The organism is Gilliamella sp. wkB18, from assembly GCF_001690875.1.
Classification (GTDB): Bacteria; Pseudomonadota; Gammaproteobacteria; order Enterobacterales; family Orbaceae; genus Gilliamella; species Gilliamella apicola_A.
In genome coordinates, this window is record NZ_LZHM01000026.1 from 1 (window position 1) to 22,891 (window position 22,891).

Genomic DNA, 22,891 nt, shown 5'->3' on the forward strand with positions numbered 1-22,891 from the left:
TTGCCATTCTTTTACCGATTTATTTTTTTGTAATAATAGATAGACATAACCTTCTCTTAAGGTTCGATAAGCATATTTAAAATGGGTTAGCGCTTCTTCTGGCTCTCGGTCTGTTAGGGATAACATACCTTTGTCCCATTCAATCCCTTTAAAGTTTTTAGGTACCACACTTTTTCTAACTAAAAAAAGAGGAAAGCCCTTTTTTTGGCATGCACCACATTTACCATTGTTCAATATCATGTTTTCCTTGGCTTCATTAATCAGCTCAGGTGTTACAACTGGTGGCTCGTTATTGGCTTGAAGATCGTTGTCGTTAAATTCTGAGTTAGTATTGTTAATCTTTGTATTGTTTGCATCCATTTTATTTCCTTAGTTATTTTTATAGTTATTAAATAATCTTTGAAACGTTAAGTTTAAAATACATTGTGATAATAGCCTTTACGTGTGAAAAGCAATATGATTGTTCATAATAGGGATTTTTTTATGTTGGTACTGAGCACTATATTGTATTGAATCAAAAAAAGTAGTTTGAGCAGAGATATCATTTTTAGTCGATTGATTGAGCAAGGATTGTAATGTATTTACCTCGATATTTTTCTTTAAAAGATCAATCATAATTAGAGGTAAATAACGCAATAATCGATAAAATAACAAGGGCTGTTTAGCTACAACAATATTTTTTTGTCGATAACGCTGTTGTAATTGTTGCTGATGGAGATTGCTAAATTTATCCGTTTTCCAAACGGCGTGATAGCATCGGCTCAATAATGTTTTTTTTCCAATACATAAATGAAACCATACCAATGTGGTTTTAGCTTTTTCTTTTAGAAAGAGTAGATAATTGTTAAGTAATGCGAAGCTAGTTAAAAAGAATAATTGCCTTGCTCGTTGTTGTATTATATCCATGCTGATTTTAATAATCTTATTTTTAACTTTTTATTACTAGTATTGAATAATTAACATAGGTAATTTTTTGTTCGCCATAAACTACGTGATTTTTGGACATTATGCAATCTTTATTTATTCATTTATTCTTTAATTAAATTAGTTGGATAGCTTGAAAAAAGCGGTAATTAAGTTGATTTTTCCCTTATTTTTAATAAAGTTATCATTTTTTGTTTTGTTAATGTAGTTAATAATTTTAAAATTTATTTTTTATTAATCTAAGCGTTATTCTAGGCGTGAATTTATTATAAGATTAATGAAATTTTTATTTAATAATGCGTAAATATAATTTTTTGGTAAGACATTTTTTAACAATTAGGGTAAATTATTAAGTTATTAGTTGTACGATTTTTGATGAAATTTATTACTATTGATCGATAACGGATTATAGGATTACATATGCGTGATAACGAACCACAGGTATTAATGTCAATATTGACACAAGACACATGTTTGTCGCAAATTAAGGAAAGAGTTTCTGCATTAAATCAATTGTCTTATGTCGTTAACGAGTTGTTACCTTCACCATTAAATCAACAGTGTCGGGTGTCAAATTATCGTCAAGGAGTATTAATTATTGAAGTGAGTTCAGCTAGTTGGCTAACACGATTAAAATACGAACAAAGCAATTTGTTGTCAGGCATTCGTAAAAAACTTTTGCCTTCTTTATCTTCTATTCAATATCGAATTAACCCAGATATATTGATAATGCCATTACCACGCACCGAAAAATCAAAAAAAATAAATAATAATCAAAATTATATGACGATTAATAGTGCTAAGTATTTATACACTTTAGCACAACAAGCACCCGATAAATTAAAAAAACAATTGATTAAACTTGCTAACCATGCAAAATAAGCGCAGAGATTTGAGTACGATTTTTTATGCAATTTTATTATGAATAAATACAAGGAGTAAATATGGACAAAGATATAGTGATCTACCTTATTATTGGTTTTGCCGTAGGGTTTATTATCAGTTTTATTATTATGAATGTGATAAGCCCTAAAGCACGTAAGTATGCAAGTGTAAAACGCGAACTTGAGCAAGCGCAAGAAGAGTTGAAAACCCAAAAGCAGATCATTGCTAAACATTTTTCACACAGTGCAGAAATTTTAGATAATATGGCAAAAGATTTTCGACGCCTTTATCAACACATGGCAGAAAATTCTCAACAAATTATTGGTAATGATAATATACCCAATATTCGGATTGATTCAGAACCTAACGCGGATACCCAAAATAATTTGGTTTTTGAAAAACAGCCCAAAGATTATTCTGAAACCCCTCCAAATTTGTTTAAAACAAATGAAAAGTAATATCGATTTCGTTTTTTATATTAATTGGATCTTTCGTAAATATTATATTTTTTGAATAGTGAGAGTTGTAAAATGAACAATTCATTAAAAAAACAAAAAAAATTGTTAGGTGTAATTGCATTAAGTATCAGTATGAGCTTGTCCGTTTTTTCAAATGCTCATGCAAGCTTTTCAGCTACTCAATCCGCTGATAATACTGAAGTACCAAGTTTAGCACCTATGTTAGAAACCGTATTACCTTCCGTGGTGAGTATTAAAGTGGAAGGTGTGGCAAAAATGCAAAATACGATGCCAGAAGAATTTAGACGTTTTTTTGGCTATCCTGAAAATCAATCAAGAGCATTTACTGGTCAAGGTTCTGGTGTCATTATCGATGCAGAAAAAGGGTATGTGGTAACCAATAATCATGTTATTGAAAATGCAGATAAGATTACAATTAATTTAAACGATGGACATGAATATACCGCAAAATTGATTGGTAAAGATCCACAAAGTGATATTGCGTTACTTAAAGTCGAAAATGCTAAAAAGCTAGTATCCATTAAAATTGCAGATTCCGATAAATTACGAGTTGGTGATTATGTTGTCGCTATTGGTAATCCATTTGGTATTGGTCAAACAGTAACTTCTGGTATTATTTCAGCTCTGGCTCGTAGTGGACTTAGTATGAGTGGTTTTGAAAATTTTATTCAGACCGATGCGTCAATTAATCGTGGTAATTCTGGTGGTGCACTCGTTAATTTAAAGGGTGAATTAGTTGGTATTAATACGGCGATTATTGCACCAAGTGGTGGCAATGTAGGTATAGGTTTTGCAATACCAAGCAATATGGTTAAAAACTTAGCATTCCAACTTATTGAATTTGGCGAAGTGAAGCGTGGTGTGTTAGGTATTAAAGGTAATGAGTTAACCTCTGATATTGCCAAAGCTTTTGATATTGATGTGCAAAAAGGCGCTTTTGTTAGTGAGGTTATTGATGATTCCGCTGCGAAAGAAGCAGGTATTAAATCTGGTGATGTGATTATTTCTATGGACGGTAAACCTGTAGATAGCTTTGCTGAATTGCGTGCCAAAATTGCAACAACTGGGGCTGATCGTATCGTTAAATTAGGTTTAATTCGAGACGGTAAAAAAATTACGGTTGATGTTAAATTGAAACACAGTGATGAATCGAATACCGAGGCAAGATCACTTCATCGTTCACTTGAGGGGGCAATCTTAAGCAATGGAGAAGTTAAAGGTCAAAAAGGAGTATTAATTGAAAGTATTGCTAAAGGTTCAGCCGCTTCTCGGTTAAGTTTGCAAGAAGGCGATTTGATTACTGGTGTAAACAAAGAGCGTGTGAATAATATTGCTGATCTTCGTAAGATTATTGATAGTAAGCCGTCAGCCATTGCATTAAATATTATCCGTGGAAATAGCCGATTATATTTAATTCTTCGCTAAGTTTTATTAGTCATTATCGCTATTTTCTTCTTTTCGCCGGTGTTTTCACATCGGCGGAAATCGTCAATTTTAACATTTAGATAGATGTGTTAGAATCTGCCTACGTTCTTTTTTATAATCTAAATAATCATGCTTAAAAAAATCTTATGGCCAATATTGATTGGAGCCGTTTTAGCACTCGTTCTTTTGATTATTTTTCCGACTTTACGTAATGGAACTCAATCGAGCTTTTCAAGATCACTTTTTGATAATGCGCCAATAAGTTACTATGATGCAGTTAGAACAGCTGCACCTGCTGTGGTTAATATTTATAGCCGTTCGGTTAATGCCGTTTCTCATCAATCACAAAATAGTGCCATTACGCCTCTTGGATCGGGCGTGATTATTAATAATCAAGGTTATATCATTACCAATTATCATGTTATCGAGGGGGCAGAACAAATTATTGTTGCCTTGCAAGACGGACGAATTTTTGAAGCACTCTCAGCAGGGGCTGATAAGCTTGTGGATATTGCTGTGCTTAAAATAGAAGCAACGAATATCCCAACTATTCATATCAATACCTCGCGCGAACCCAAAATTGGAGATGTCGTTTTAGCTATCGGTAATCCTTATAATATTGGGCAAACAATTACTCAAGGTATCATTAGTGCAACAGGCCGTGACGGATTAAGTCCTTATCGACGACAGAATTTTATTCAAACTGATGCTTCAATTAATCATGGTAATTCTGGCGGTGCTCTTGTTAATACTAAAGGTGAATTAGTCGGTATTAATACCCTTACTTTTGCTAAAAATTTAGGCAATGAAGTCCCTGAAGGAATAGGCTTTGCAATTCCAACCGCTTTAGCAATGAAAATCATGAATAAATTAATTCAAGATGGCAAGATTATTCGCGGCTATATTGGTATTGATGGTTTAGAGTTTGCACCAACACAAAATCCAAGTGATATGCCAGTTGTGTTAGGTATTTTAGTAACAAATGTTGAAGGCCCTTCATTACAAGCAGGTATTCAAACTGATGATATTTTAGTTATGGTGAATAATAAACCTGTAAAATCGATTGTTGAAACAATGGATCAGATTGCAGAGTTGAAACCAGGCACTGTTGTCCCCATTATAGTTTTGCGAAATGGTGAAAGGATTGAGTTACAAGTGACAATCGGTCAGTTGTCTGTTTAATTAGTTTTTACTACTTGATTATCATGGCTATTGGTCGTATAATTTGCGATCTTATCATGTTATTTTAACACTTGTATGGTGTATAAATTTTGCTACTATAGCCGTTTATATAGCGATACAAACAAACTTTAGAGGCTTATTATGAAAGAAGGTATTCATCCAGAATATAAAGCAATTACTGCAACTTGTTCTTGCGGTAATGTGATTAAAACACATTCTACCATTGGTCATGATATTCACCTTGACGTATGTGGTGAATGTCATCCGTTCTATACTGGTAAACAACGTGATGTTGCAACTGGTGGACGTGTCGATAAATTCAAACAACGTTTTGCTATGGTTGGCGGTAAAAAATAATTTCCCCAAATGTACAGTTGGCATTCGTTAAAAAAGGCGCTTTATGCGTCTTTTTGCTTTCTGTAAATTAAATTAGCTAATTTTAGCCTAATTGTAATGCAATATCTTATTCATCAATTAAATCTGGGTTGATACCTAAATCCCGCATCATTTTTTGTGCTTGGCTTGGTATTCCATCTTCGCGATCTTTTTGTAAATCTTTATCACATGGTAATGGTTGACCTGTGTAAGCATGAAGAAAGGCTTCACATAATAGTTCACTGTTGGTTGCATGGCGCAAGTTATTAATTTGTCGTCTTGTACGTTCATCTGTCAATATTTTCAATACTTTTAAAGGGATTGATACTGTGATTTTTTTTACTTGCTCACTTTTTTTGCCGTGCTCTGCATAAGGGCTGATATACTCACCATTCCATTCCATCATATTTTTTTCACCGAATTACATTACAAATCATGTGGGTAATTCTAGCGTTTTTTTCATTTTGCTGCAATCTATACACCAAGATACTTAGACGTCTAGACATGTTGACGTCCCTATTTATTGTGCTATTCTTATACAACTGATGTTTTAATAAACGCAATCTTTTCTAGGAATGATATTATGGTCAGTCAATCTAAAATTTCACGCCAATGTGCTAAGCTAAACCAGAGTACTATTGCTGTTCGTGGGGGGTTAAATACCGATGATCAGTATGGTAGTGTTGTTCCAGTCATTACACCTTCTACTTGTTATCGATATCAAGAATTTGCAAAACCAAGGGAGTTCGATTATGGGCGGAAATCAAATCCAAGTCGGCGATTAGTAGAAGAAACTGTCGCACAATTAGAAGGCGGCGCAGATGCTATTTTAACCAATTGTGGGATGTCGGCTATTCACCTTGTTAGTGTCGCTTTATTAACGCCAAATGATTTAGTTGTTGCTCCCCATGATTGTTATGGTGGTAGCTATCGCCTTTTTAATAGTTTAAGCCAAAAAGGTTACTTTAAGGTAAAATTTGTTGATCAGTCTGACTCAGCGGCCTTGCAAGAAGCACTCAGCTTACATCCTAAATTAGTATTGATTGAAACGCCTAGTAATCCATTGCTCCGTGTTGTTGATATTCAAAAAATTGCGCAACAAGCACATAATATTGGTGCTTTGGTTTTAGTCGATAATACGTTTATGACGCCTATATTACAAAAACCATTGGAACTTGGTGCTGATATTGTTACTCATTCTTGTACTAAATTTTTAAATGGTCATTCAGATCTGTTGGCAGGCATTTTGGTATTTAAAGAGCAGCAGCTTGCTTCCGATGTTTTATGGTGGGCTAATAATATTGGTACACTGACTTCATCATTCGATAGTTATCTTTTGTTACGTGGATTACGTACTCTTTCCGCTAGAGTAAGATTACAACAAGATAATGCTCAGAAAGTTGTAGAGTTTTTAGTTAACCACTCTAAGATAAAAAAAGTTTATCACCCATCTTTATCGTCAAATATTGGACACGATATTGCCCAAAAACAGCAAAAAGGGTTTGGATCACTTTTAAGCTTTGAATTAGCAGGCAACCCTGAGATTATGCCAAAATTTTTAAAAGCACTTAATATTTTCACATTAGCGCAATCTTTAGGTGGCGTTGAAAGCCTTGTTTGCCACCCTGCGACAATGACACATTCTGGAATTAGTGCAAAAGCACGTGAAACAGCAGGTATTTCAGATCAGTTATTACGAATTTCAGTTGGTCTAGAAGATATTGATGATTTATTAGCTGATTTGGAGCAGGCTCTTGCCATAATTTAAATATTGCAGAGGATAATATATAAGGATTGAGGTGATAACTTCAATCCGTAATTTATTAGCTTTCGATTACTTTTTTAGTAAAGCTTTAACCTGTTTTTGATAGTAATTAGGTTGTTATTGGACATAAAATTACTGTAGATTTATTGTTGTTGTACGTTTTAAAACTAGTGAATATTTTTATGACTGCTGAAAGTTTTGTATCTTTTTTTCTATTGCAATAAAAACTTCATTAATTGAGTGTCGTTTTGCTCGCCCACAAACTTTTGCTATGTCATCACAAACTAGGCATTGTCTTGGTTGATTTGCAAATAACACTCGAGAAAGGCTTTTTTTGGTTACTGGATCAATAACATCAATATCCCATAATCGTCCTAATGGGTGGCTATTTTCAATATTAATGCAATATTGCTTTAGCTTTTCGGCACAATAATTTATTGAAAATATGGCTTCATAACCGGTTATATCGCAATAATGTTTTTCATCAATGATAGTAATATTATTTTTTAAAAAGCATTTGTGAAGTGCTTTGATAGCTTCATTAAAAAGGTATTTTGCACCACTACTATTTTTTATAGCACCAGGAATAACTAAACTTAGTGAGATTATAGGGTGCTGATAAAGCGTCAGTACAGATTGTTGGTTAACGACCCTTTTTTCCTTGGCAAGTAACATTTGCTCTAGGCTTATTGGCGTTCCATCATCAAATTTTATTAGCATTTTATTCGTTATAAAAGCGCACTAGCCTAACATTGTTTAGTTCAATGTTAGGCTATTACTTGGTTGTGATTAGTCTTTAACTTCACGCACTACGTCAATGATTGAACCGTCGCGGTAATGAACAATTCCAACAATTTTATCTTTAAATTCAATTGGTTTTGGTTCACCTGTTAAAGAAACCGCTCTTTGATACAGCTCTTCAATGCTCATCACTGGTAAATTTGCTGCTTTTAAGCGTTCAGCAATTTCTGGACGGTTAGGATTAACTGCAATACCATGGTCGGTCACTAACACATCAACACTTTCACCTGGAGTAACTAATGTTGTCACTTTTTTAATTACAGTTGGGATACGGCTACGGATAAGTGGCGCAACAACAATTGTTAAATTTGCACCAGCCGCTGTATCACAATGACCACCAGATGCACCACGCATTACGCCGTCAGAACCAGTTAATACATTAACATTGTAATCAAGGTCAATTTCTAAAGCACTTAAAATTACAACATCGAGTTCATCAACACTTGCACCTTTCGATGCTGGGTTTGCATAAACATTAGTTGATACTTCAATGTGATCTTTATTTCTACCTAAAGATTGCCCAGCCGTACCATCAAAACTTTGAGTATCTAATAAACGTTTAACTAAGCCTTTTTCATGAAGATCAACAATACTTGCTGTGATCCCACCTAGCGCAAATGATGCTGTGATATTTTTTGCACGCATGCGATTTTCTAGAAAACGGGTTGCTGCTGTTGAAGACGCACCAGAACCTGTTTGAATCGAGAAGCCATCTTTAAAATAACCTGAATGCTCGATCACATCTGCAGCGTAACGAGCAATCATTAGTTCACGTGGGTTACTCGTAATACGCGCAGCACCTACACTAATTTTTGTTGGGTCGCCTACTTCATCAACTTTCACAATGTAGTCAACTTGATCTTGGCGAATACTTGCTGGGTGATTAGGGTAACCAACAATATCTTCTGTCAGTAATACCACTTTTTTAGCAAATTGAGCATCAACCATGGCATAGCCTAGTGCACCACATTGTGATTTACCTGATACACCGTTTGCATTACCTTGTTCATCAGCAGTTGATACAGCTAAAAATGCGATATCAATATTAATTTCGCCACTTTGGATTAGCTTTACTCGTCCGCCATGAGAATGAATATGGACTGGGTTTTCCATTAAACCATGTGAAATAGCATCCGCTAATTTTCCCCGTAATCCAGAAGTATAAATTTTAGTTATAACACCTGATTCAATATGAGGAATTAATGCTGAGTTACAACTTAGTAGCGAACTTGATGCTAAAGTTAAATTTTTAATACCTAATTTGCTAATCGTTTCAACTACTTTGTTAATAACTTTATCACCTTCACGAAAAGCGTGGTGAAAAGAGATGGTCATGCCGTCACGTAATTCGCATTTTTTAATTGCTTGTTCAATAGAATCACACAATTTGCGCGTGTATTTAGACTCATCTTTTAAATATGGTGTTGTTGCGTTAGCATCAACAAAAGGCTTAATATTCTTGAGATTAGGATGCTGTTTAAGCAAATCATCAATTTTTTTATCTATAGAAGTAGTCATTTTTTAATCCTATCAAATTTCTTTACGTACACCGGAATATTTGGCTAATTCAATCACCTTTCTAGCGCGAGCAATAATTGGTGCATCGATCATTTTGCCGTTTAGCGAAATCACACCAAGACCTTTTCTTTCACCTTCTTCAGCTGCTTCAACGACTTTTTGAGCATTTTCAACTTCAGCTGCTGTTGGGGCATACGCGTTATGTAATAGTTCAATTTGTCTTGGGTTGATAAGTGATTTACCGTTATATCCGAGTTTTTTGATTAGGCTGACTTCTTTTAAGAAGCCTTCGTCATCATTAACATTTGAATATACTACATCAAAGGCATCAATTCCCGCTACACGTGCTGCATGTAAAACAGCACAACGAGCATAAAATAGTTCAGTACCGTCACCGCGTTCAGTCTGCATGTCAACAAGGTAGTCAAATGCCGCTAATGCAATACCAATTAAACGTGGAGATGATTTAGCAATAGAAATTGCATTAACAACGCCTTGAGCAGATTCAATAGCTGCCATTAATTTAGTGCTACCAATTTCACGCCCACACTCTTTTTCGATTCGTTCAACGTGTGCTTCAAGTTCGTGGATATCTTCTGCGCTATTGGTCATTGGTAAACGTACAACATCGACACCAGCTCTAACGACAGCTTCAAGATCTTTTAAACCAAATGGAGTATCAAGTGCGTTGATTCGAACAACTGTTTCAATACCATTTTCTTTATAAATAGGAAGAAGTAAAGTTTGTGCGACTAATAAACGCGCAGAATCTTTTTCCTTAATTGAAACGGCATCTTCAAGATCAAACATAATTGAATCAGGTTTGTATACAAATGATGTCGATAACATTGCAGCATTTGCACCCGGAAGAAATAACATACTTCGACGTAATTTTTTCATAGTAATTTACTCCAATCTAAGCTTTCTTCTTCAGCACCTCGTAACACTGCACACTGTACTCTTGCTTTAATAGCACAATCTAATGCACCTTTATCATCGATAATAATTAAACCATCTGTGACGTTAAGATCATTTAAAGTTTGATCTACAACTGCTCGTATTTGATCGCCAAATTGTTTATTAACATCACTATTAATAACAACTTCGATTCCTGAATTTGGCATGACTTTCACTAACAAATCGCTCGATTCGAGAGTCCCTGCCATGGCTTCTTTTTTGATTTTCATTTAGTTACCTTTTGAACGAATTAATTTTTTGACTGAATCTAAATTTTCCGCTAGATAATTCCAAGTGGTTTCTGGAACCAATCGTTTTACCTGTTCATATTGCTCTGCAGCAAGTAGCTTTCTTACCAAAGAAGCGGATATGATATCTTGCCCTTCAACAATACGTTGTATTTCAACCAACGTGATAACTGGATAATCGCTAACTTTTTCATCCTGTAACCAATAACCCATTGATGTGTTGTATGCATTAGTGACTTTACTGTATGGTTCAGTGCCAACAAATCGATAAGTAATATTAAGGGTTGGGGCAATATAATTACGGAAAATTAATAAATCGATTCCCATGTATGCGCTATCGATCTTATCATTGTCTTTCAAAAAATATGTAGGAAATGTTGCTCTTGAAATAATATATGAAGAACTTGCATGTACTGTAACATTTTTTAAGTGTTTGGAACCTTCTTTCACCAACTGTAATCTAACATCAAACGGAAAAAGCGAAACATTTTCATTAACCACAAAAACGTGTAACCAATCACATTGGTTTGCTGCATATTCTAGTAGATGTTGATGACCTTTAGTAAAAGGGTTGGCATTCATGACAACGCTGCCAATCTTGGCTCCATCTTTACGCTGTTCGCTAAGCTGTTTGCAATATTGTTTAATGCCAACGGGTGTATTTTCCATTAACACTATTAGGTCATTTATTTCAACAATCGGATAAAATCCACATCCTTTGAAAAAATCGATATTTTCAGGTTTTGTATATAAAAATAGATGAAAATGACCTTGTTCATTAGCATATTTAATGGCGTTATCTAGCAATGTTAAGTTAAGTTGATTACCCCGATAATTTGGGTCAATTGCAACGCATTTAATGATATTATCATCTAGACCTGCACAAGCCACAATTTTATTATCCATTCGGGCAATGATAAATGTGTCGACTTGAGGATCTAAGTCCAGATCCGATAAGGTTAATAATTGCTTTATCTGATCACGTTCTTCTAATGATTTAGATATATCTACTACTGAAAAATCGACCAAATTATACATGATGCCACCTATTTTTCTGCTACCACATAATTGGTTAAACGACCAATCCCTTTAATTTCAACTTCGATTTTATCGCCATCTTTCATAAATACCGGTGGATTACGCTTTTTACCAACTCCACCAGGTGAACCTGTAAGTATTACATCACCCGGTGATAATCGGGTAAAAGTGCTGATATAAGCAATTAATTCTGGTACTGTATGAACCAAGTTTTTTACTGAATCATGCTGCATTTCTTGATCATTTAAATATGTCGCTAATGTTAATACTGTTGGATCTGGAATTTCATCTGATGTAGTTAAACAAGGTCCAAATGCACCTGTACTTGGCCAGTTTTTACCTGCAGTAAACCAAGTATATTGCCAATCACGGATGGAGCCATCCATGTAACAACTATAGCCGGCTACATGCGATAATGCGTCTTCTGGTTTAATTCGGAAACATGATTTGCCAATAATAATCGCCAATTCACCTTCGTAATCTAACTCATTTGTAATAGCTGGTTTGATAATATTTGTTTTATGCCCAGTTTGAGAATCAGGAAAACGTACAAATAGTGTTGGTGCTGAACTTGTTTCGTTAAATTCTGCACGTTTTTCAGCATAGTTCATTCCAACACATAAAATTTTGTTTGGATTTGGAATAATAGGTAAATAAGTAACGTCTTGTTCATTAATGTCACTTGAGGCATTAAGGTAAGTTTTGGCAATAGATAACCCTTCATCATCTGCAAGCAACGATTTTAGGTCAACATATTTATCGCCTAACTTTTGACCTAAGTCAACAATGCCGTTGTCAGTAAGAAGACCAAAACTTGCTCTGCCAGAAACAAGATAACTTACAAGCTTCATGAATACTCCTTAAAAGCTGTTTGTGCTAATTGTTACTATAAAAATAAAAACAAACAACCCTAGTCAAAGCTAAGGTTGTTCTTTTATAACTCTAAAAACTATACTAGGAAATTGCCGAGAATGAGTAATGACACTGATACATTTATTGCACCACCAATACGTGTTGCGATTTGTGCAAATGGCATTAACTCCATACGTTCTGCTGCGGTTAGGATCGCTACGTCACCTGTTCCGCCTTGGCCACTTTGACAGCATGAAATAACTGCAGCATCAACAGGATACATACCAAGTTTTTTCGCTACAAAGAAACCTGTGGTTACTAAGCTTACTACTGTACAAACAATAACAACTAAATTTGTAATTGTGAATGCTTCAACAATTCTTTCCCACGGAGTGATTGCCACACCTACCGCAAATAAAATTGGATAGGTTACAGACGTTTGGAAAAATTTGTAAACAACTTGTGAACCACTCAATACTTTAGGTGAAACTCCAGATATTAGTTTAACAAAAACCGCTGCAAATAGCATCCCTACTGGTGCTGGAATACCTGTTACCTTATGGCCAATCATACCAACCATATACAGAATAGCCGCTAATAATACACCTGAAGCAAAAGTTGTTACATCAATAATAGATTCAGTTTTAGCTTCTTTTTTATCGGTAACTTCATCGTCTGCTGGTAATAGTCGACCGTTACCTGTTAAGTGTGGATAAATTTTACCTATACGGTTAAGAATACCACCACAGATAATACCGGTTAAACCACCTAACATTACGATTGGTAACACACGACCAAGCGCTTCACCTTGCTCCATACCTAAAATTGAAGCATATCCGATTGAAAGTGGAATTGCACCTTCACCAACACCACCAGCCATAATCGGTAATACTAAGAAGAAAAATGTTTCAAACGGTGTTAAACCAAGTAAATAACCAACACCAACACCAACTAACATTCCAACAATCTCACCACATACCATTGGACCAAAGATTCTTAAGAAACCTTGAATAAGGGTTTTCTTATCCATGTTCATAATACTACCAACAATGATACAACAGATGTATAAGTAAAGAATATGTGTATCTTTATAGAATTTAGTTGTTGCTTCAACAACCGATGTTGGAAGAATATTGTAATATACTAGTGCAGATGGAATAAAAGTAGCACAAATAGCCGCAGCCCCCATCTTGCCAACAATCGGTAAACGCTTCCCGATTTCACCACAAAGGAAACCAAAGAAAGCACAAGTTACTATCATAACAACAATTTCGCTAGGTAATTTACCAGTAACCAGAACTTCAGCGAAAATAAGGATACCAGCAATTATAAATAAAGGAAGCGGAATTACACCAATTTTATAATTGTCCATAAATCGCCACCAGTTATATGGCCAGCCTATTTGTTTTTCTTCAAAGTGCTTAACCTTTGATTCTTTTTCATTATGCGTTTTTCCAATTGAATTGAAATCCACCATATGTTTTTTTTCTCCAAAATAATTTGATTTTCTCGAATTTGATTGGCGCGTATCTTGACAAAAGATTGACATAAATTTTGTGATTTAAATCATATTTTAACTATGGTTTTTATGGTTTTAAAGGATCTATGTTTTTTAATGCTATGATACACTCATTCTTATTTTAATTTGAAAAGTAAATGTAAAAATGCGAAAAAAAATTCACTTCTCATTTACTACTAAGTTATTTGGTTCTCTTTTGCTCTTTTCCTTGATAATTCTTGCTCTACTGCAAAGCTATATTTGGAATACAACAGAAACAAATTTATATCGAAGTTTAGGTGAAAAAGCCCAAATTCAAGCAAAAGAATTAGCCGTTGTACCAAGCTTAATCAAATACGTTAAAGAAAAGAATACAAATAAAATAGCCGATTTTATTATTGATATTTTTCAACAAAGTGATGCTAGTTATATTGTTATAGGTGATGCTAATGCTCATCGTCTATTTCATACGGCTAACAGTCCTTTATACTCACCAATGATTGGAGGAGATAATCAGGAAGTACTTAATGGTAATAGCAGTATTACTATTAGCGAAGGTTCGCTTGGTTTAGCATTACGAGGTAAAGCACCTATTGTAGATCAAGGTAAAGTTATTGGGATTGTTTCTGTCGGTTATATGATAGATGATATCTACGCTATACATCTAACACAATTTATACCTTTTATTTTTTTCTGTTGTTTTTTATTTTTTGCTTTATTCATCTTTTCATTTTGTTTTTCAAAAGCAATCAAAACACAGATGTTTAATTTAGAACCCAAAGAAATTGCGTTATTAGTCAAAACACAAAAATCCATCATGGCGTCAATTTTTGAGGGGGTTATTGCTATCGATCTTAATTATAAAATTATAAATATTAATCAATCAGCAAGAAATATTTTAGGTATTAAAGTGAGTGATGAAGCATTGCCTAATCATGATTTGAGTGATTTTATTCAATCGACAGATATTTTTTATGGTGAAGATAAAGAAACTAAGGATCTTCATGACCATATTTGCCAGTTTAATCATATTGTTGTGATTGCTAACCGTATACGGATAATTGTTGATGATAAAATTCAAGGCTGGGTAATTACTTTCCGTAACTTTGATGAGATCAATTTATTGAGTATGCAGTTAACCCAAGTTACTCAATATGTGGATAATTTACGAGCCTTAAGACATGAGCATCTTAACTGGATGGCAACTTTATCCGGATTAATTTGTATGAAGCGTTATGATGAAGCACAATCGTTTATTGCATTACATTCAACTGACAATCAAAATAATTTAGATTTTATTACTCAACATTTTAAAGTTCCCGCTGTATGCGGTTTATTAATTGGTAAATATTCTAAATCACATGAAATTGGTTTAAAATTAGTGTTCGATCCTGCTTGCCAATTAACTGCTTTACCCGATCTAATAACCGAAACAGAATTTATGTCAATTTTAGGTAATTTACTAGATAATGCATTTAATGCCAGTTTGCAAAATAATCTTGGTGATAAAACAATTTATCTATATTTAAGCGATGCAACTGATGAAATTGTGATTGAGGTGAGTGATCAAGGTTGTGGTATCGATGATAGTATCCGTGATTCAATTTTCGAGCCAGGTGTTACCTCCCAAGATACTAAAGAGCATGGTATTGGCCTGCATCTTGTTTCGACTTATATCAAGAAAGCAAATGGTTATATTATATTTGAAGATAATAAACCCTATGGGACCATTTTTTCTGTTTTTATACCTAAATAGGATGAGTAAAGTATGAATGAAATAAAAGATGACATCATTAGAGCACTTATTGTTGAAGATGAACCCCTTTTAGCTGAGCTAAATGCTGAATTTATTCAAAAAGATACCAAGGTTAAAGTTATAGGTATTGCATCGAATCTTGCCGAAGCAAAAATTATGATTGAAAAACTTAAGCCAACGCTAATTTTGCTAGATAACTATTTACCTGATGGTAAGGGCATCGATCTATTTGAATATATCCTTAATAATAATTTAGATTGTTATGTAATTTTTATTACCGCAGCAAGCGATATGGATACTTGCAGTAAAGCAATTCGTTATGGCGCTTTTGATTACCTAATTAAACCCGTTTCTTATCAAAGATTGAAACACTCTTTAGAGCGTTTTGAACTTTTCTTATATCGGCAAAGTCTACAAAAACATGTTAATCAACGTAGAATTGATGAACTATTTAATTTGCAAACTAAAGATTTTGTTGATATGAATCGACACTCAAAAGGCATTGAAGAAATCACTTTACAAAAAGTTAAGGATCTTTTTATGCAAACCAATAAGCCTCAAACTGTTGATGAAATTGTTGAAAAAGCAAAAATCAGTAAAACTACAGCTAGACGATACCTTGAATATTGTGTACAGATAAAACTATTAACAGTCGAACTTAATCACGGAAAAATTGGTCGCCCAGAAAGACTTTATAAGCGATTAGGTAAATAATTGTTTTTATATTACAACCGTTCCTATATATGATTGATAATTATATAAATATGCTTATTTGTTATTTTATTCTAAAAGAATTTGATGCTGGATTAAATTAATCCAACTTAGATAGCTTAAGTTTGCCTTATCAAATAAAAGGAGTAAACATAAGTTTATAAGGTAAAGTAGTTATGCCCCAAAATGATGAGATAAATAAAGATAACTTTTTATCATCAAAATTAATTATGTTGATACGCCATTTGGTAATAAATTATATATGTTACCAATTAAAGCTTGTCGTTATCACTATTTTGGTACAGATTATTTACCTAAATAATCATATAATTTTTTAAAGATAACCGTGTCAGCCATAATAAAAGTGAATAAACATCGGTTATCATATCCTTTGCTCGAATAGTAGTCCTAACATTTACATAATAGAAGATTAAAAGAAAATTACCGTTTGCTCACCATTTAGCAAAAATCAAGTTTTGAGCAAGTAATAAATAGCTTGATTATGTTCGTAAAGCCAAACAGGTTTCTTAATCAATGATAATCCTACCATTTAGAGGCTGAACTGGCCGGTTATTATCATGATGCATGATTGAGTGGAATTTTTCAATTTGTTCTTTTGAAGCACTACTTTCATGTTCTAAAACAATCCATCTTACACCCTCTGTACATGGTGGTGTGGTAAGTGAACCACTAAAACGGTAAAAATCCAATACTTCCGGTAATAATACTTTAATATCAATTGTCCTATCTAATAAAATACTATCATCAACCGATATTGGAATTTGGTGCCATGCTTTTTCCAATTCTAAATTGGTTTTACCTTCTTTAAACATTAAAGCCATAACAGTCAGATCGCCATTTTCGTTTTGATAAACAAAATGTGCCTCCATTGGGTAATGCTTGCTGTTAATTTCATTCTCACTTGGCGAATGAAAATGAAATTGTTGCAAGGTAAAAGTTTCATCATCTAAAATTAACGTATTTTGCCCTGTAATGTTGATTTGCACAGTATGACCATTGTTTATCATTTCTTGTTTGCCAAATTCGAAAGTAAGACTCAGTTCACTATGACGGGTTTTAAGCACATGCTGTATATTGATAGGAGATTGATTTTTGCCATTTTCACAAGTTGAAAAATCAGGCGAAAGTTTTCCCCAATTTTCAGGTTTTTCTTGCCCTTCGTAGCCCCAATGTGGAGTATGTTCAGCAGCGAGACAAAATAAACTAGCGGCAGTTAGAATGACCGCAATGACTATATTAACCTTCATAATTTAACCATATTGTCGGACTCATGATTGAATTATAGACCTATTAAATCAGCCTTGCTATCTAAAAATTAACGGCTAAAAAATATTGTTTGTAGAGGAAAAAAAAACCTGCCATAAGCAGGAGTTAAAATATTGGAATTAGGAAAGTTGGCTCCTCCAACAGGACTTGAACCTGTGACATACGGATTAACAGTCCGCCGTTCTACCGACTGAACTATGGAGGAACAGTCAACGGACAGAATATTAACCATCTATAGTTATTCTGTCAATCGTAAAAATACTAAATAAAACCAATTGCTCATCTTGTAAACAAATTATGTTAAAATAGAGAATCAATTTAACAATTGCTAGAATATGTTTTATGAAAAAAAATATTTGTGTTTTTTGTGGTGCGAGTGAAGGAATCCGTCCAGAATATCGAGTGTATGCCGAACAATTAGGTAAAATATTAGCTCAGCAAAATAGGCGTTTAATCTATGGTGGTGGTAATAAAGGTTTAATGGGGATTATTGCTAATGCAGCACTTGCTCATGGTGGTGAGGTGATTGGTATTATTCCTGAACATTTAGTCAAGGCTGAAACAGCACACCACGGTATCACACGTTTAGAAATAGTGGATAATATGCATCAACGCAAAGCAAGACTTTCGGAATTGGCTGATGGTTTTATTGCAATGCCAGGAGGAACGGGAACTTTAGAAGAACTTTTTGAAGTTTGGACAGCAATGCAAATAGGTTATCATGAAAAGCCCGTTGCATTATTTAATGTGTTAGAATTTTGGCAACCAATGCTTAATTTTTTGCAACATGCAGTGAATGAAGGTTTTGTTCGAGATAGTTTTTATAAAACATTAATTGTTTCGGAAGATCATCGAACTATACTACAACGAATGGATCATTTTATCCCTAAAGATTTACAGCGCTGGGTAAAAAAATAGCTTAAATGTCATATTATATAAAAACGCCATCACTTGATGGCGCTTTTTCTTATATTATTAACAAACATTAAGCGACAGCTGTAGCTTCCGATTCTGGCTGTTTAATAAATGCATAAGCAACACCAGCAATAACGGCACCAACAACGATAGATAATAAGTAACCTCCAACTGGTTTAACCACGCCTGGAATCGCTAAAGCAAATAACCCTCCATGTGGTGTCATTAATGTTGAACCGAAGGCTAACGCCATGCCACCAGTAATAGCACCACCAATAATACAGCATGGAATAACACGTAATGGATCGCGCGCAGCAAATGGAATTGCCCCTTCAGATATAAAACATAAACCTAATACCAATGAAGCTTTACCACTTTCTTGTTCAGTTTTAGCAAATTTTTTGCGTGCAATAAGTGTCGCAATCCCCATTGCTAAAGGTGGAACCATGCCACCAGCCATAACAGCTGCCATTGGCATATATTGATGTGATGAAATTAATGTTGTCCCAAACAAATACGCTGCTTTATTGATAGGTCCTCCCATATCAGTGCACATCATGCCGCCTAAAACAGCCCCTAAAAGAATTGCGTTCGTGGTACCCATTGATCTTAACCATACATCTAAATGAATCATAATCCATGCAATAGGTGTAGCAAAAATAAGCTGCATGACTAACCCTGTTATTAATGTTGCAAATAATGGCACAATAAGAATAGGTTTTAATGCTTCAAGAGTTTTTGGTAATGGCAAATATTTAGAAATACACATTGCTAAATAACCAGCAAAATAACCAATAATAATACCACCTAAAAATCCTGCGCCAGTCGATACCGCAAGTAAACCACCGACAAGTCCTGGTACTAAACCAGGTCTATCGGCAATCGAATAAGCAATATATCCAGCAAGTAATGGTACCATCAATGAAAAAGCAAGTTCACCAATTTGAGCTAGATGAGGTTCACCCACTAAAGTTTTAACCAAAACACCTTGGTTATTTATTACTTCTTTAAACTCACCTAATGCAAATGATAGAGCGATAATCAAACCGCCAGCAACCACCATTGGTAACATGTAAGAAATACCCGTTAATAGATGTTGATAGACACCTTTTTTATCATTATTTGCCTTAGCTGTTGAGGAGTTTGCTATTGGCTGATAAACTGTTGCTTCTTCAAATGCTTTATCAAATTCTTGCGCTGTTTTTTTCAGAGCTGGACCTGTTTTGGTGCGATAAAGTTTTTTACCTGCAAATTTACTCAAATCAACATCAATATCACAAGCCGCAATTACAACATCGGCTGAAGCCACTTCTTCTGGTGTTAATTCATTACCGACACCAACTGAGCCACGTGTTTCAACCTTACACCACCATCCACGTTTTTTGGCTTCCTCTTCAATCGCTTCTGCCGCCATAAAGGTGTGAGCAACACCTGTTGGACATGCGGTTACCGCAACAATACGTTTTTGACCATTATTTGGGATAGAAGCAATAGTAGTATTAGCTGATTGTTCATAAACAGTTGCTTTACTTTGTGCTTCATTCAAGATTTTTTTAGGATCAGCAAAAACTTCATTGAAATCACTTACTATATAAACTTTTTTGCCAATAACTGATTTTTCACTAATATTACCACCACCAACAGAAATGATGGTATCAGCTGATGTTGCATTATCAACAATATTTAAATTTAAAGAATTAGCTGCTAACGCTAATTCCGCTTTAGCTAAGCGCCCGTTAACTGGGCCTGCATTACTGCCTTCAATAATGTATATATTCATGAATACTCCTATCCCGCGATTATTTCAATTTTTTCCAACATGTTGGTAACCGCTTGGCGGTCTGAGATACCAACACCTGCTTGTTCAACTGATAAAGCGGCAATACTTGATGCAAATACTAAGGTGTCTTTAATTGATTGATTAGTTAGTAAACCATACAGTAAACCACCGACCATTGAATCACCAGCACCAACCGTGCTAACCACCTTGCATTTAGGCGGCTTGGCTAGCCATGCTTCATGTTTTGTTACCCATAAAGCACCTTTACTTCCTAGTGAAATTACTACGTTTTCTACCCCTCTATCAATAATTTCCATGGCTGCGGTTTTAATTTCTGACAATGTGGATAATTTTCTCCCTACCCACATTTCAAGCTCTTTATCATTTGGTTTAATTAACCAAGGTTTAGCTTTAAGCCCTGCGATTAAAGCTTCACGGCTACTATCAAATACCACCTTAGGACAAATAGCTTTAACTTGCTTCATCCATTCAGTGAATTTCTCAAGAGATACTCCTACTGGCAAACTACCACTAATGGCTACCATATCAATGTTTTTTAACCATTCTAATGAATTGGTAACAAAAGTTTGCCAATCTTGATCACTAATAGTAAAACCTGAAAAGTTTAAGTCTGTTACTTCGCTATTTTCTTCAGTTAGTTTAACGTTAATACGTGTACGACCATCGATGGTTTGAAATTTATCAACAACATTTAGTGAATCAAATAATAAATTAAAACCATCACGATTTTCTTTACCTAAAAATCCACCAACCGTTAATTTAATACCAAGATCAGATAATACTTTGGCAACATTGATACCTTTACCCGCTGCTAGCAAAGCGTTAGTTTGAACTAAATTAACATCACCAAGTTCAACTTTAGGGCAAAAACCTAATAGATCATAAGCAGGATTTAAAGTAATTGTTGCAATACGATAAGTCATTTAAACCCCCTCACCTAAACCGCTTTCAATAGCTTTACCAATAGCATCAAGCGCTTGTGCAGCATCATCACCTTCTGCTGTAAATTGTAATCGACTACCCTTTTTAGCACCAAGTGCAACAATTTTCATTAAGCTAGTAGCACTGACTGGTTCTCCTTTTCCATCAAGATTTGCGACTGTTACTTTACTACTAAACTCTTTGACTAATTTAACTAGTACAGATGACGGACGAGTATGTAATCCGTTCTCATTTGGTACGACAAATTCACGGCACAAAATATTATTAGCAGTTGTTGTCGTTGATGTGTTTGGTGAAGTATGCTCAATATTTGTATTATTGGTTTCAGTGCATATTTCAGCACAACCTGAGGTAAGTAAACTTATTAGTTTTTCAGTATTGGCAGTCAGTAGGTGTTCCAATTTTTGGTTGAATGTTAATGATGCCAAATGTTCAATAATGTCTGAAACAGAATCATCTACAACAGACATGGTAATGAGCATTTTGACGGGATTTCCTTCTTCACTCAAATTGCTGACAGTACGACTAATTGCAATCGCATTTTTCAAATTCCCTTCTTTGCTATCGTTTAACCAAACACCACTACCTAAATAACTTGGTCTACTATCTAAAACATTTACGAGAAAGCTTGAATCTACTGCATGTTGTTGTTTTAAACGCGATGCATTTAATGCTTGTAGTGTGGATAAACTATCAGCAGAAATATCTAATAATAATGATGATTCATTTACAACAAATTGACTATCTTCTGGACTTATTTTTCCTGTTAAAATGGCAACTGCTTCGTCAGCAGATTGAATTTTTCTGATTCGTTCCTCTACCCCATCGGCACCAAGAACATGTGTCAATTGTCGAAGTAGCTCTAAATGCTCATCAGAGCTCGCAGCAATACCTATAGCAAGATAAGCTTTTTCTCCATCATCTCCCCATTCTACACCTTCAGGAAAGCAGAATACTTGAACGCCTGTTTTTTTAACTAAATGGCGAGTTTTAGGTGTACCATGCGGTATCGCAATACCAATACCTAAATAAGTTGCAGCCTGATCTTCACGCTCAAGCATCCCCTCAACATATCCTTCTTCGACAAAACCAGTACTAGTTAATGCTGCGGCAATCTTCTTAATTGCCTCAATTTTATTGGTTGCTTGTTCATTTAAATGGATATCTTCTTTAACTAAATGAAACATATAATAAATACCTCTGGGTTAAAATGTTGGGTCGACTAAAATGACTCAGCAAATCTAAATCCTTTTATGAATCAATTCTGCAATAATGAATAGATTAACATTAATTATCCAATAAATTATTTCTATTAATAAACAATATGTGATCTGGATCTAACTTTTTATTCTTTTATTTTAATTAAAATTTTTAGATTTATTATAAATATTTTCCATTATGTAGTTTTATAATTTTGTAGAGAATTAACGTCAAATATAAATATGATTCATATGGATTAATGTAAACTTTCATGCTCAACGTTATAGCTAAAGCATTTTATAAAATAACCATTTAATATTTCAAGAACATTA

At 34.4% G+C, this 22,891-nt stretch carries 22 protein-coding genes, 1 tRNA gene and 1 pseudogene; 9 read left to right on the forward strand and 15 right to left on the reverse strand.

Annotation, left to right across the window (positions count from 1 at the left end):
• On the reverse strand, positions 1-360 hold a 360-nt coding region (locus A9G48_RS01320; RefSeq protein WP_141672931.1), incomplete at its 3' end, for a toxin VasX.
• Positions 361-438: 78 nt separating this feature from the next.
• Positions 439-906 carry a hypothetical protein gene (locus A9G48_RS01325; protein WP_065569533.1) on the reverse strand — a complete coding sequence of 156 codons (468 nt, stop codon included), beginning with the start codon at positions 904-906 and terminating at the stop codon, positions 439-441.
• A 438-nt stretch (positions 907-1,344) separates the two neighbouring features.
• Here A9G48_RS01325 and A9G48_RS01330 point away from each other — a divergent pair, with 438 nt between their 5' ends.
• From A9G48_RS01330 to rpmE, 5 genes are all read left to right on the forward strand, one after another.
• Entirely contained in the window at positions 1,345-1,806 is a 462-nt protein-coding gene (locus A9G48_RS01330; RefSeq protein WP_065575682.1) for a DUF721 domain-containing protein, read from the forward strand.
• 62 nt (positions 1,807-1,868) lie between these two features.
• On the forward strand, positions 1,869-2,267 hold the full coding sequence (locus tag A9G48_RS01335) for a YhcB family protein (RefSeq protein ID WP_051825300.1): 399 nt from the start codon (positions 1,869-1,871) through the stop codon (positions 2,265-2,267).
• A 72-nt stretch (positions 2,268-2,339) separates the two neighbouring features.
• Entirely contained in the window at positions 2,340-3,713 is a 1,374-nt protein-coding gene (locus tag A9G48_RS01340) for a Do family serine endopeptidase (RefSeq protein WP_034946696.1), read from the forward strand.
• Between the two features lie 129 nt (positions 3,714-3,842).
• Positions 3,843-4,895, forward strand: coding sequence for an outer membrane-stress sensor serine endopeptidase DegS (gene degS, locus A9G48_RS01345; RefSeq protein WP_034946699.1), 1,053 nt, complete (start codon positions 3,843-3,845; stop codon positions 4,893-4,895).
• 141 nt (positions 4,896-5,036) lie between these two features.
• Entirely contained in the window at positions 5,037-5,252 is a 216-nt protein-coding gene (gene rpmE / locus A9G48_RS01350) for a 50S ribosomal protein L31 (protein WP_034946702.1), read from the forward strand.
• A 106-nt stretch (positions 5,253-5,358) separates the two neighbouring features.
• Here rpmE and metJ read toward each other — a convergent pair whose 3' ends face one another.
• Positions 5,359-5,676 (reverse strand): met regulon transcriptional regulator MetJ, encoded by a 318-nt coding sequence (gene metJ, locus A9G48_RS01355; protein WP_034946705.1) that lies wholly within the window; start codon positions 5,674-5,676, stop codon positions 5,359-5,361.
• Between the two features lie 177 nt (positions 5,677-5,853).
• Here metJ and metB point away from each other — a divergent pair, with 177 nt between their 5' ends.
• Positions 5,854-7,038, forward strand: coding sequence for a cystathionine gamma-synthase (gene metB, locus A9G48_RS01360; RefSeq protein ID WP_051825302.1), 1,185 nt, complete (start codon positions 5,854-5,856; stop codon positions 7,036-7,038).
• A gap of 177 nt (positions 7,039-7,215) precedes the next feature.
• On the opposite strand, the gene citX is transcribed toward metB, so the two are convergent.
• The 7 genes and pseudogenes from citX to A9G48_RS01395 form a co-directional block, all read right to left on the reverse strand.
• Positions 7,216-7,755, reverse strand: a complete 540-nt coding sequence (citX, locus tag A9G48_RS01365) for a citrate lyase holo-[acyl-carrier protein] synthase (protein WP_034946708.1) — start codon at positions 7,753-7,755, stop codon at positions 7,216-7,218.
• Between the two features lie 69 nt (positions 7,756-7,824).
• The gene (gene citF, locus A9G48_RS01370; RefSeq protein WP_065569535.1) at positions 7,825-9,354 is read right to left on the reverse strand and encodes a citrate lyase subunit alpha; all 1,530 of its coding nucleotides are present in this window, start codon (positions 9,352-9,354) and stop codon (positions 7,825-7,827) included.
• A 12-nt stretch (positions 9,355-9,366) separates the two neighbouring features.
• Positions 9,367-10,254 (reverse strand): citrate (pro-3S)-lyase subunit beta, encoded by an 888-nt coding sequence (gene citE / locus A9G48_RS01375; protein WP_034946711.1) that lies wholly within the window; start codon positions 10,252-10,254, stop codon positions 9,367-9,369.
• Positions 10,251-10,541: a citrate lyase acyl carrier protein gene (gene citD, locus A9G48_RS01380; protein ID WP_034946714.1), complete on the reverse strand. Its 291-nt coding sequence runs from the start codon at positions 10,539-10,541 to the stop codon at positions 10,251-10,253. Before citD ends, citE begins: the two co-directional genes overlap by 4 nt.
• Entirely contained in the window at positions 10,542-11,597 is a 1,056-nt protein-coding gene (gene citC, locus A9G48_RS01385) for a [citrate (pro-3S)-lyase] ligase (RefSeq protein WP_051825308.1), read from the reverse strand.
• Between the two features lie 8 nt (positions 11,598-11,605).
• Entirely contained in the window at positions 11,606-12,448 is an 843-nt protein-coding gene (locus A9G48_RS01390; RefSeq protein WP_034946717.1) for a fumarylacetoacetate hydrolase family protein, read from the reverse strand.
• A gap of 98 nt (positions 12,449-12,546) precedes the next feature.
• A pseudogene (locus A9G48_RS01395) lies at positions 12,547-13,833 on the reverse strand (2-hydroxycarboxylate transporter family protein); the annotation flags it as partial.
• A 280-nt stretch (positions 13,834-14,113) separates the two neighbouring features.
• Here A9G48_RS01395 and A9G48_RS01400 point away from each other — a divergent pair.
• Positions 14,114-15,703, forward strand: a complete 1,590-nt coding sequence (locus A9G48_RS01400; protein WP_065575683.1) for an ATP-binding protein — start codon at positions 14,114-14,116, stop codon at positions 15,701-15,703.
• A 21-nt stretch (positions 15,704-15,724) separates the two neighbouring features.
• On the forward strand, positions 15,725-16,417 hold the full coding sequence (locus tag A9G48_RS01405) for a response regulator (protein ID WP_034947061.1): 693 nt from the start codon (positions 15,725-15,727) through the stop codon (positions 16,415-16,417).
• A 524-nt stretch (positions 16,418-16,941) separates the two neighbouring features.
• Here A9G48_RS01405 and A9G48_RS01410 read toward each other — a convergent pair.
• Positions 16,942-17,682: a carbonic anhydrase gene (locus A9G48_RS01410; RefSeq protein ID WP_034946723.1), complete on the reverse strand. Its 741-nt coding sequence runs from the start codon at positions 17,680-17,682 to the stop codon at positions 16,942-16,944.
• A 148-nt stretch (positions 17,683-17,830) separates the two neighbouring features.
• Positions 17,831-17,906 (reverse strand) — tRNA-Asn (locus tag A9G48_RS01415).
• A 137-nt stretch (positions 17,907-18,043) separates the two neighbouring features.
• Here A9G48_RS01415 and A9G48_RS01420 point away from each other — a divergent pair.
• Positions 18,044-18,619 (forward strand): TIGR00730 family Rossman fold protein, encoded by a 576-nt coding sequence (locus A9G48_RS01420; RefSeq protein WP_034946726.1) that lies wholly within the window; start codon positions 18,044-18,046, stop codon positions 18,617-18,619.
• Between the two features lie 67 nt (positions 18,620-18,686).
• Here A9G48_RS01420 and fruA read toward each other — a convergent pair whose 3' ends face one another.
• The 3 genes from fruA to fruB are packed head-to-tail and all read right to left on the reverse strand — an operon-like array spanning position 18,687 to position 22,546.
• On the reverse strand, positions 18,687-20,396 hold the full coding sequence (fruA, locus tag A9G48_RS01425; protein WP_034946729.1) for a PTS fructose transporter subunit IIBC: 1,710 nt from the start codon (positions 20,394-20,396) through the stop codon (positions 18,687-18,689).
• An 8-nt stretch (positions 20,397-20,404) separates the two neighbouring features.
• Positions 20,405-21,340 carry a 1-phosphofructokinase gene (gene fruK, locus A9G48_RS01430; RefSeq protein ID WP_034946732.1) on the reverse strand — a complete coding sequence of 312 codons (936 nt, stop codon included), beginning with the start codon at positions 21,338-21,340 and terminating at the stop codon, positions 20,405-20,407.
• Complete coding sequence (gene fruB / locus A9G48_RS01435; protein ID WP_034946735.1) at positions 21,341-22,546, reverse strand: fused PTS fructose transporter subunit IIA/HPr protein; 1,206 nt, start codon at positions 22,544-22,546, stop codon at positions 21,341-21,343.
• Positions 22,547-22,891: the final 345 nt, after the last annotated feature.

What these genes read in the sequence shown, in the direction of transcription:
- A9G48_RS01325 (WP_065569533.1), bottom strand. Translation starts at nt 906, where the DNA reads ATGGATATAATACAACAACGAGCAAGGCAATTATTCTTTTTAACTAGC.
- A9G48_RS01330 (WP_065575682.1), top strand. Translation starts at nt 1,345, where the DNA reads ATGCGTGATAACGAACCACAGGTATTAATGTCAATATTGACACAAGAC.
- A9G48_RS01335 (WP_051825300.1), top strand. Translation starts at nt 1,869, where the DNA reads ATGGACAAAGATATAGTGATCTACCTTATTATTGGTTTTGCCGTAGGG.
- A9G48_RS01340 (WP_034946696.1), top strand. Translation starts at nt 2,340, where the DNA reads ATGAACAATTCATTAAAAAAACAAAAAAAATTGTTAGGTGTAATTGCA.
- degS (WP_034946699.1), top strand. Translation starts at nt 3,843, where the DNA reads ATGCTTAAAAAAATCTTATGGCCAATATTGATTGGAGCCGTTTTAGCA.
- rpmE (WP_034946702.1), top strand. Translation starts at nt 5,037, where the DNA reads ATGAAAGAAGGTATTCATCCAGAATATAAAGCAATTACTGCAACTTGT.
- metJ (WP_034946705.1), bottom strand. Translation starts at nt 5,676, where the DNA reads ATGATGGAATGGAATGGTGAGTATATCAGCCCTTATGCAGAGCACGGC.
- metB (WP_051825302.1), top strand. Translation starts at nt 5,854, where the DNA reads ATGGTCAGTCAATCTAAAATTTCACGCCAATGTGCTAAGCTAAACCAG.
- citX (WP_034946708.1), bottom strand. Translation starts at nt 7,755, where the DNA reads ATGCTAATAAAATTTGATGATGGAACGCCAATAAGCCTAGAGCAAATG.
- citF (WP_065569535.1), bottom strand. Translation starts at nt 9,354, where the DNA reads ATGACTACTTCTATAGATAAAAAAATTGATGATTTGCTTAAACAGCAT.
- citE (WP_034946711.1), bottom strand. Translation starts at nt 10,254, where the DNA reads ATGAAAAAATTACGTCGAAGTATGTTATTTCTTCCGGGTGCAAATGCT.
- citD (WP_034946714.1), bottom strand. Translation starts at nt 10,541, where the DNA reads ATGAAAATCAAAAAAGAAGCCATGGCAGGGACTCTCGAATCGAGCGAT.
- citC (WP_051825308.1), bottom strand. Translation starts at nt 11,597, where the DNA reads ATGTATAATTTGGTCGATTTTTCAGTAGTAGATATATCTAAATCATTA.
- A9G48_RS01390 (WP_034946717.1), bottom strand. Translation starts at nt 12,448, where the DNA reads ATGAAGCTTGTAAGTTATCTTGTTTCTGGCAGAGCAAGTTTTGGTCTT.
- A9G48_RS01400 (WP_065575683.1), top strand. Translation starts at nt 14,114, where the DNA reads ATGCGAAAAAAAATTCACTTCTCATTTACTACTAAGTTATTTGGTTCT.
- A9G48_RS01410 (WP_034946723.1), bottom strand. Translation starts at nt 17,682, where the DNA reads ATGAAGGTTAATATAGTCATTGCGGTCATTCTAACTGCCGCTAGTTTA.
- A9G48_RS01420 (WP_034946726.1), top strand. Translation starts at nt 18,044, where the DNA reads ATGAAAAAAAATATTTGTGTTTTTTGTGGTGCGAGTGAAGGAATCCGT.
- fruA (WP_034946729.1), bottom strand. Translation starts at nt 20,396, where the DNA reads ATGAATATATACATTATTGAAGGCAGTAATGCAGGCCCAGTTAACGGG.
- fruK (WP_034946732.1), bottom strand. Translation starts at nt 21,340, where the DNA reads ATGACTTATCGTATTGCAACAATTACTTTAAATCCTGCTTATGATCTA.
- fruB (WP_034946735.1), bottom strand. Translation starts at nt 22,546, where the DNA reads ATGTTTCATTTAGTTAAAGAAGATATCCATTTAAATGAACAAGCAACC.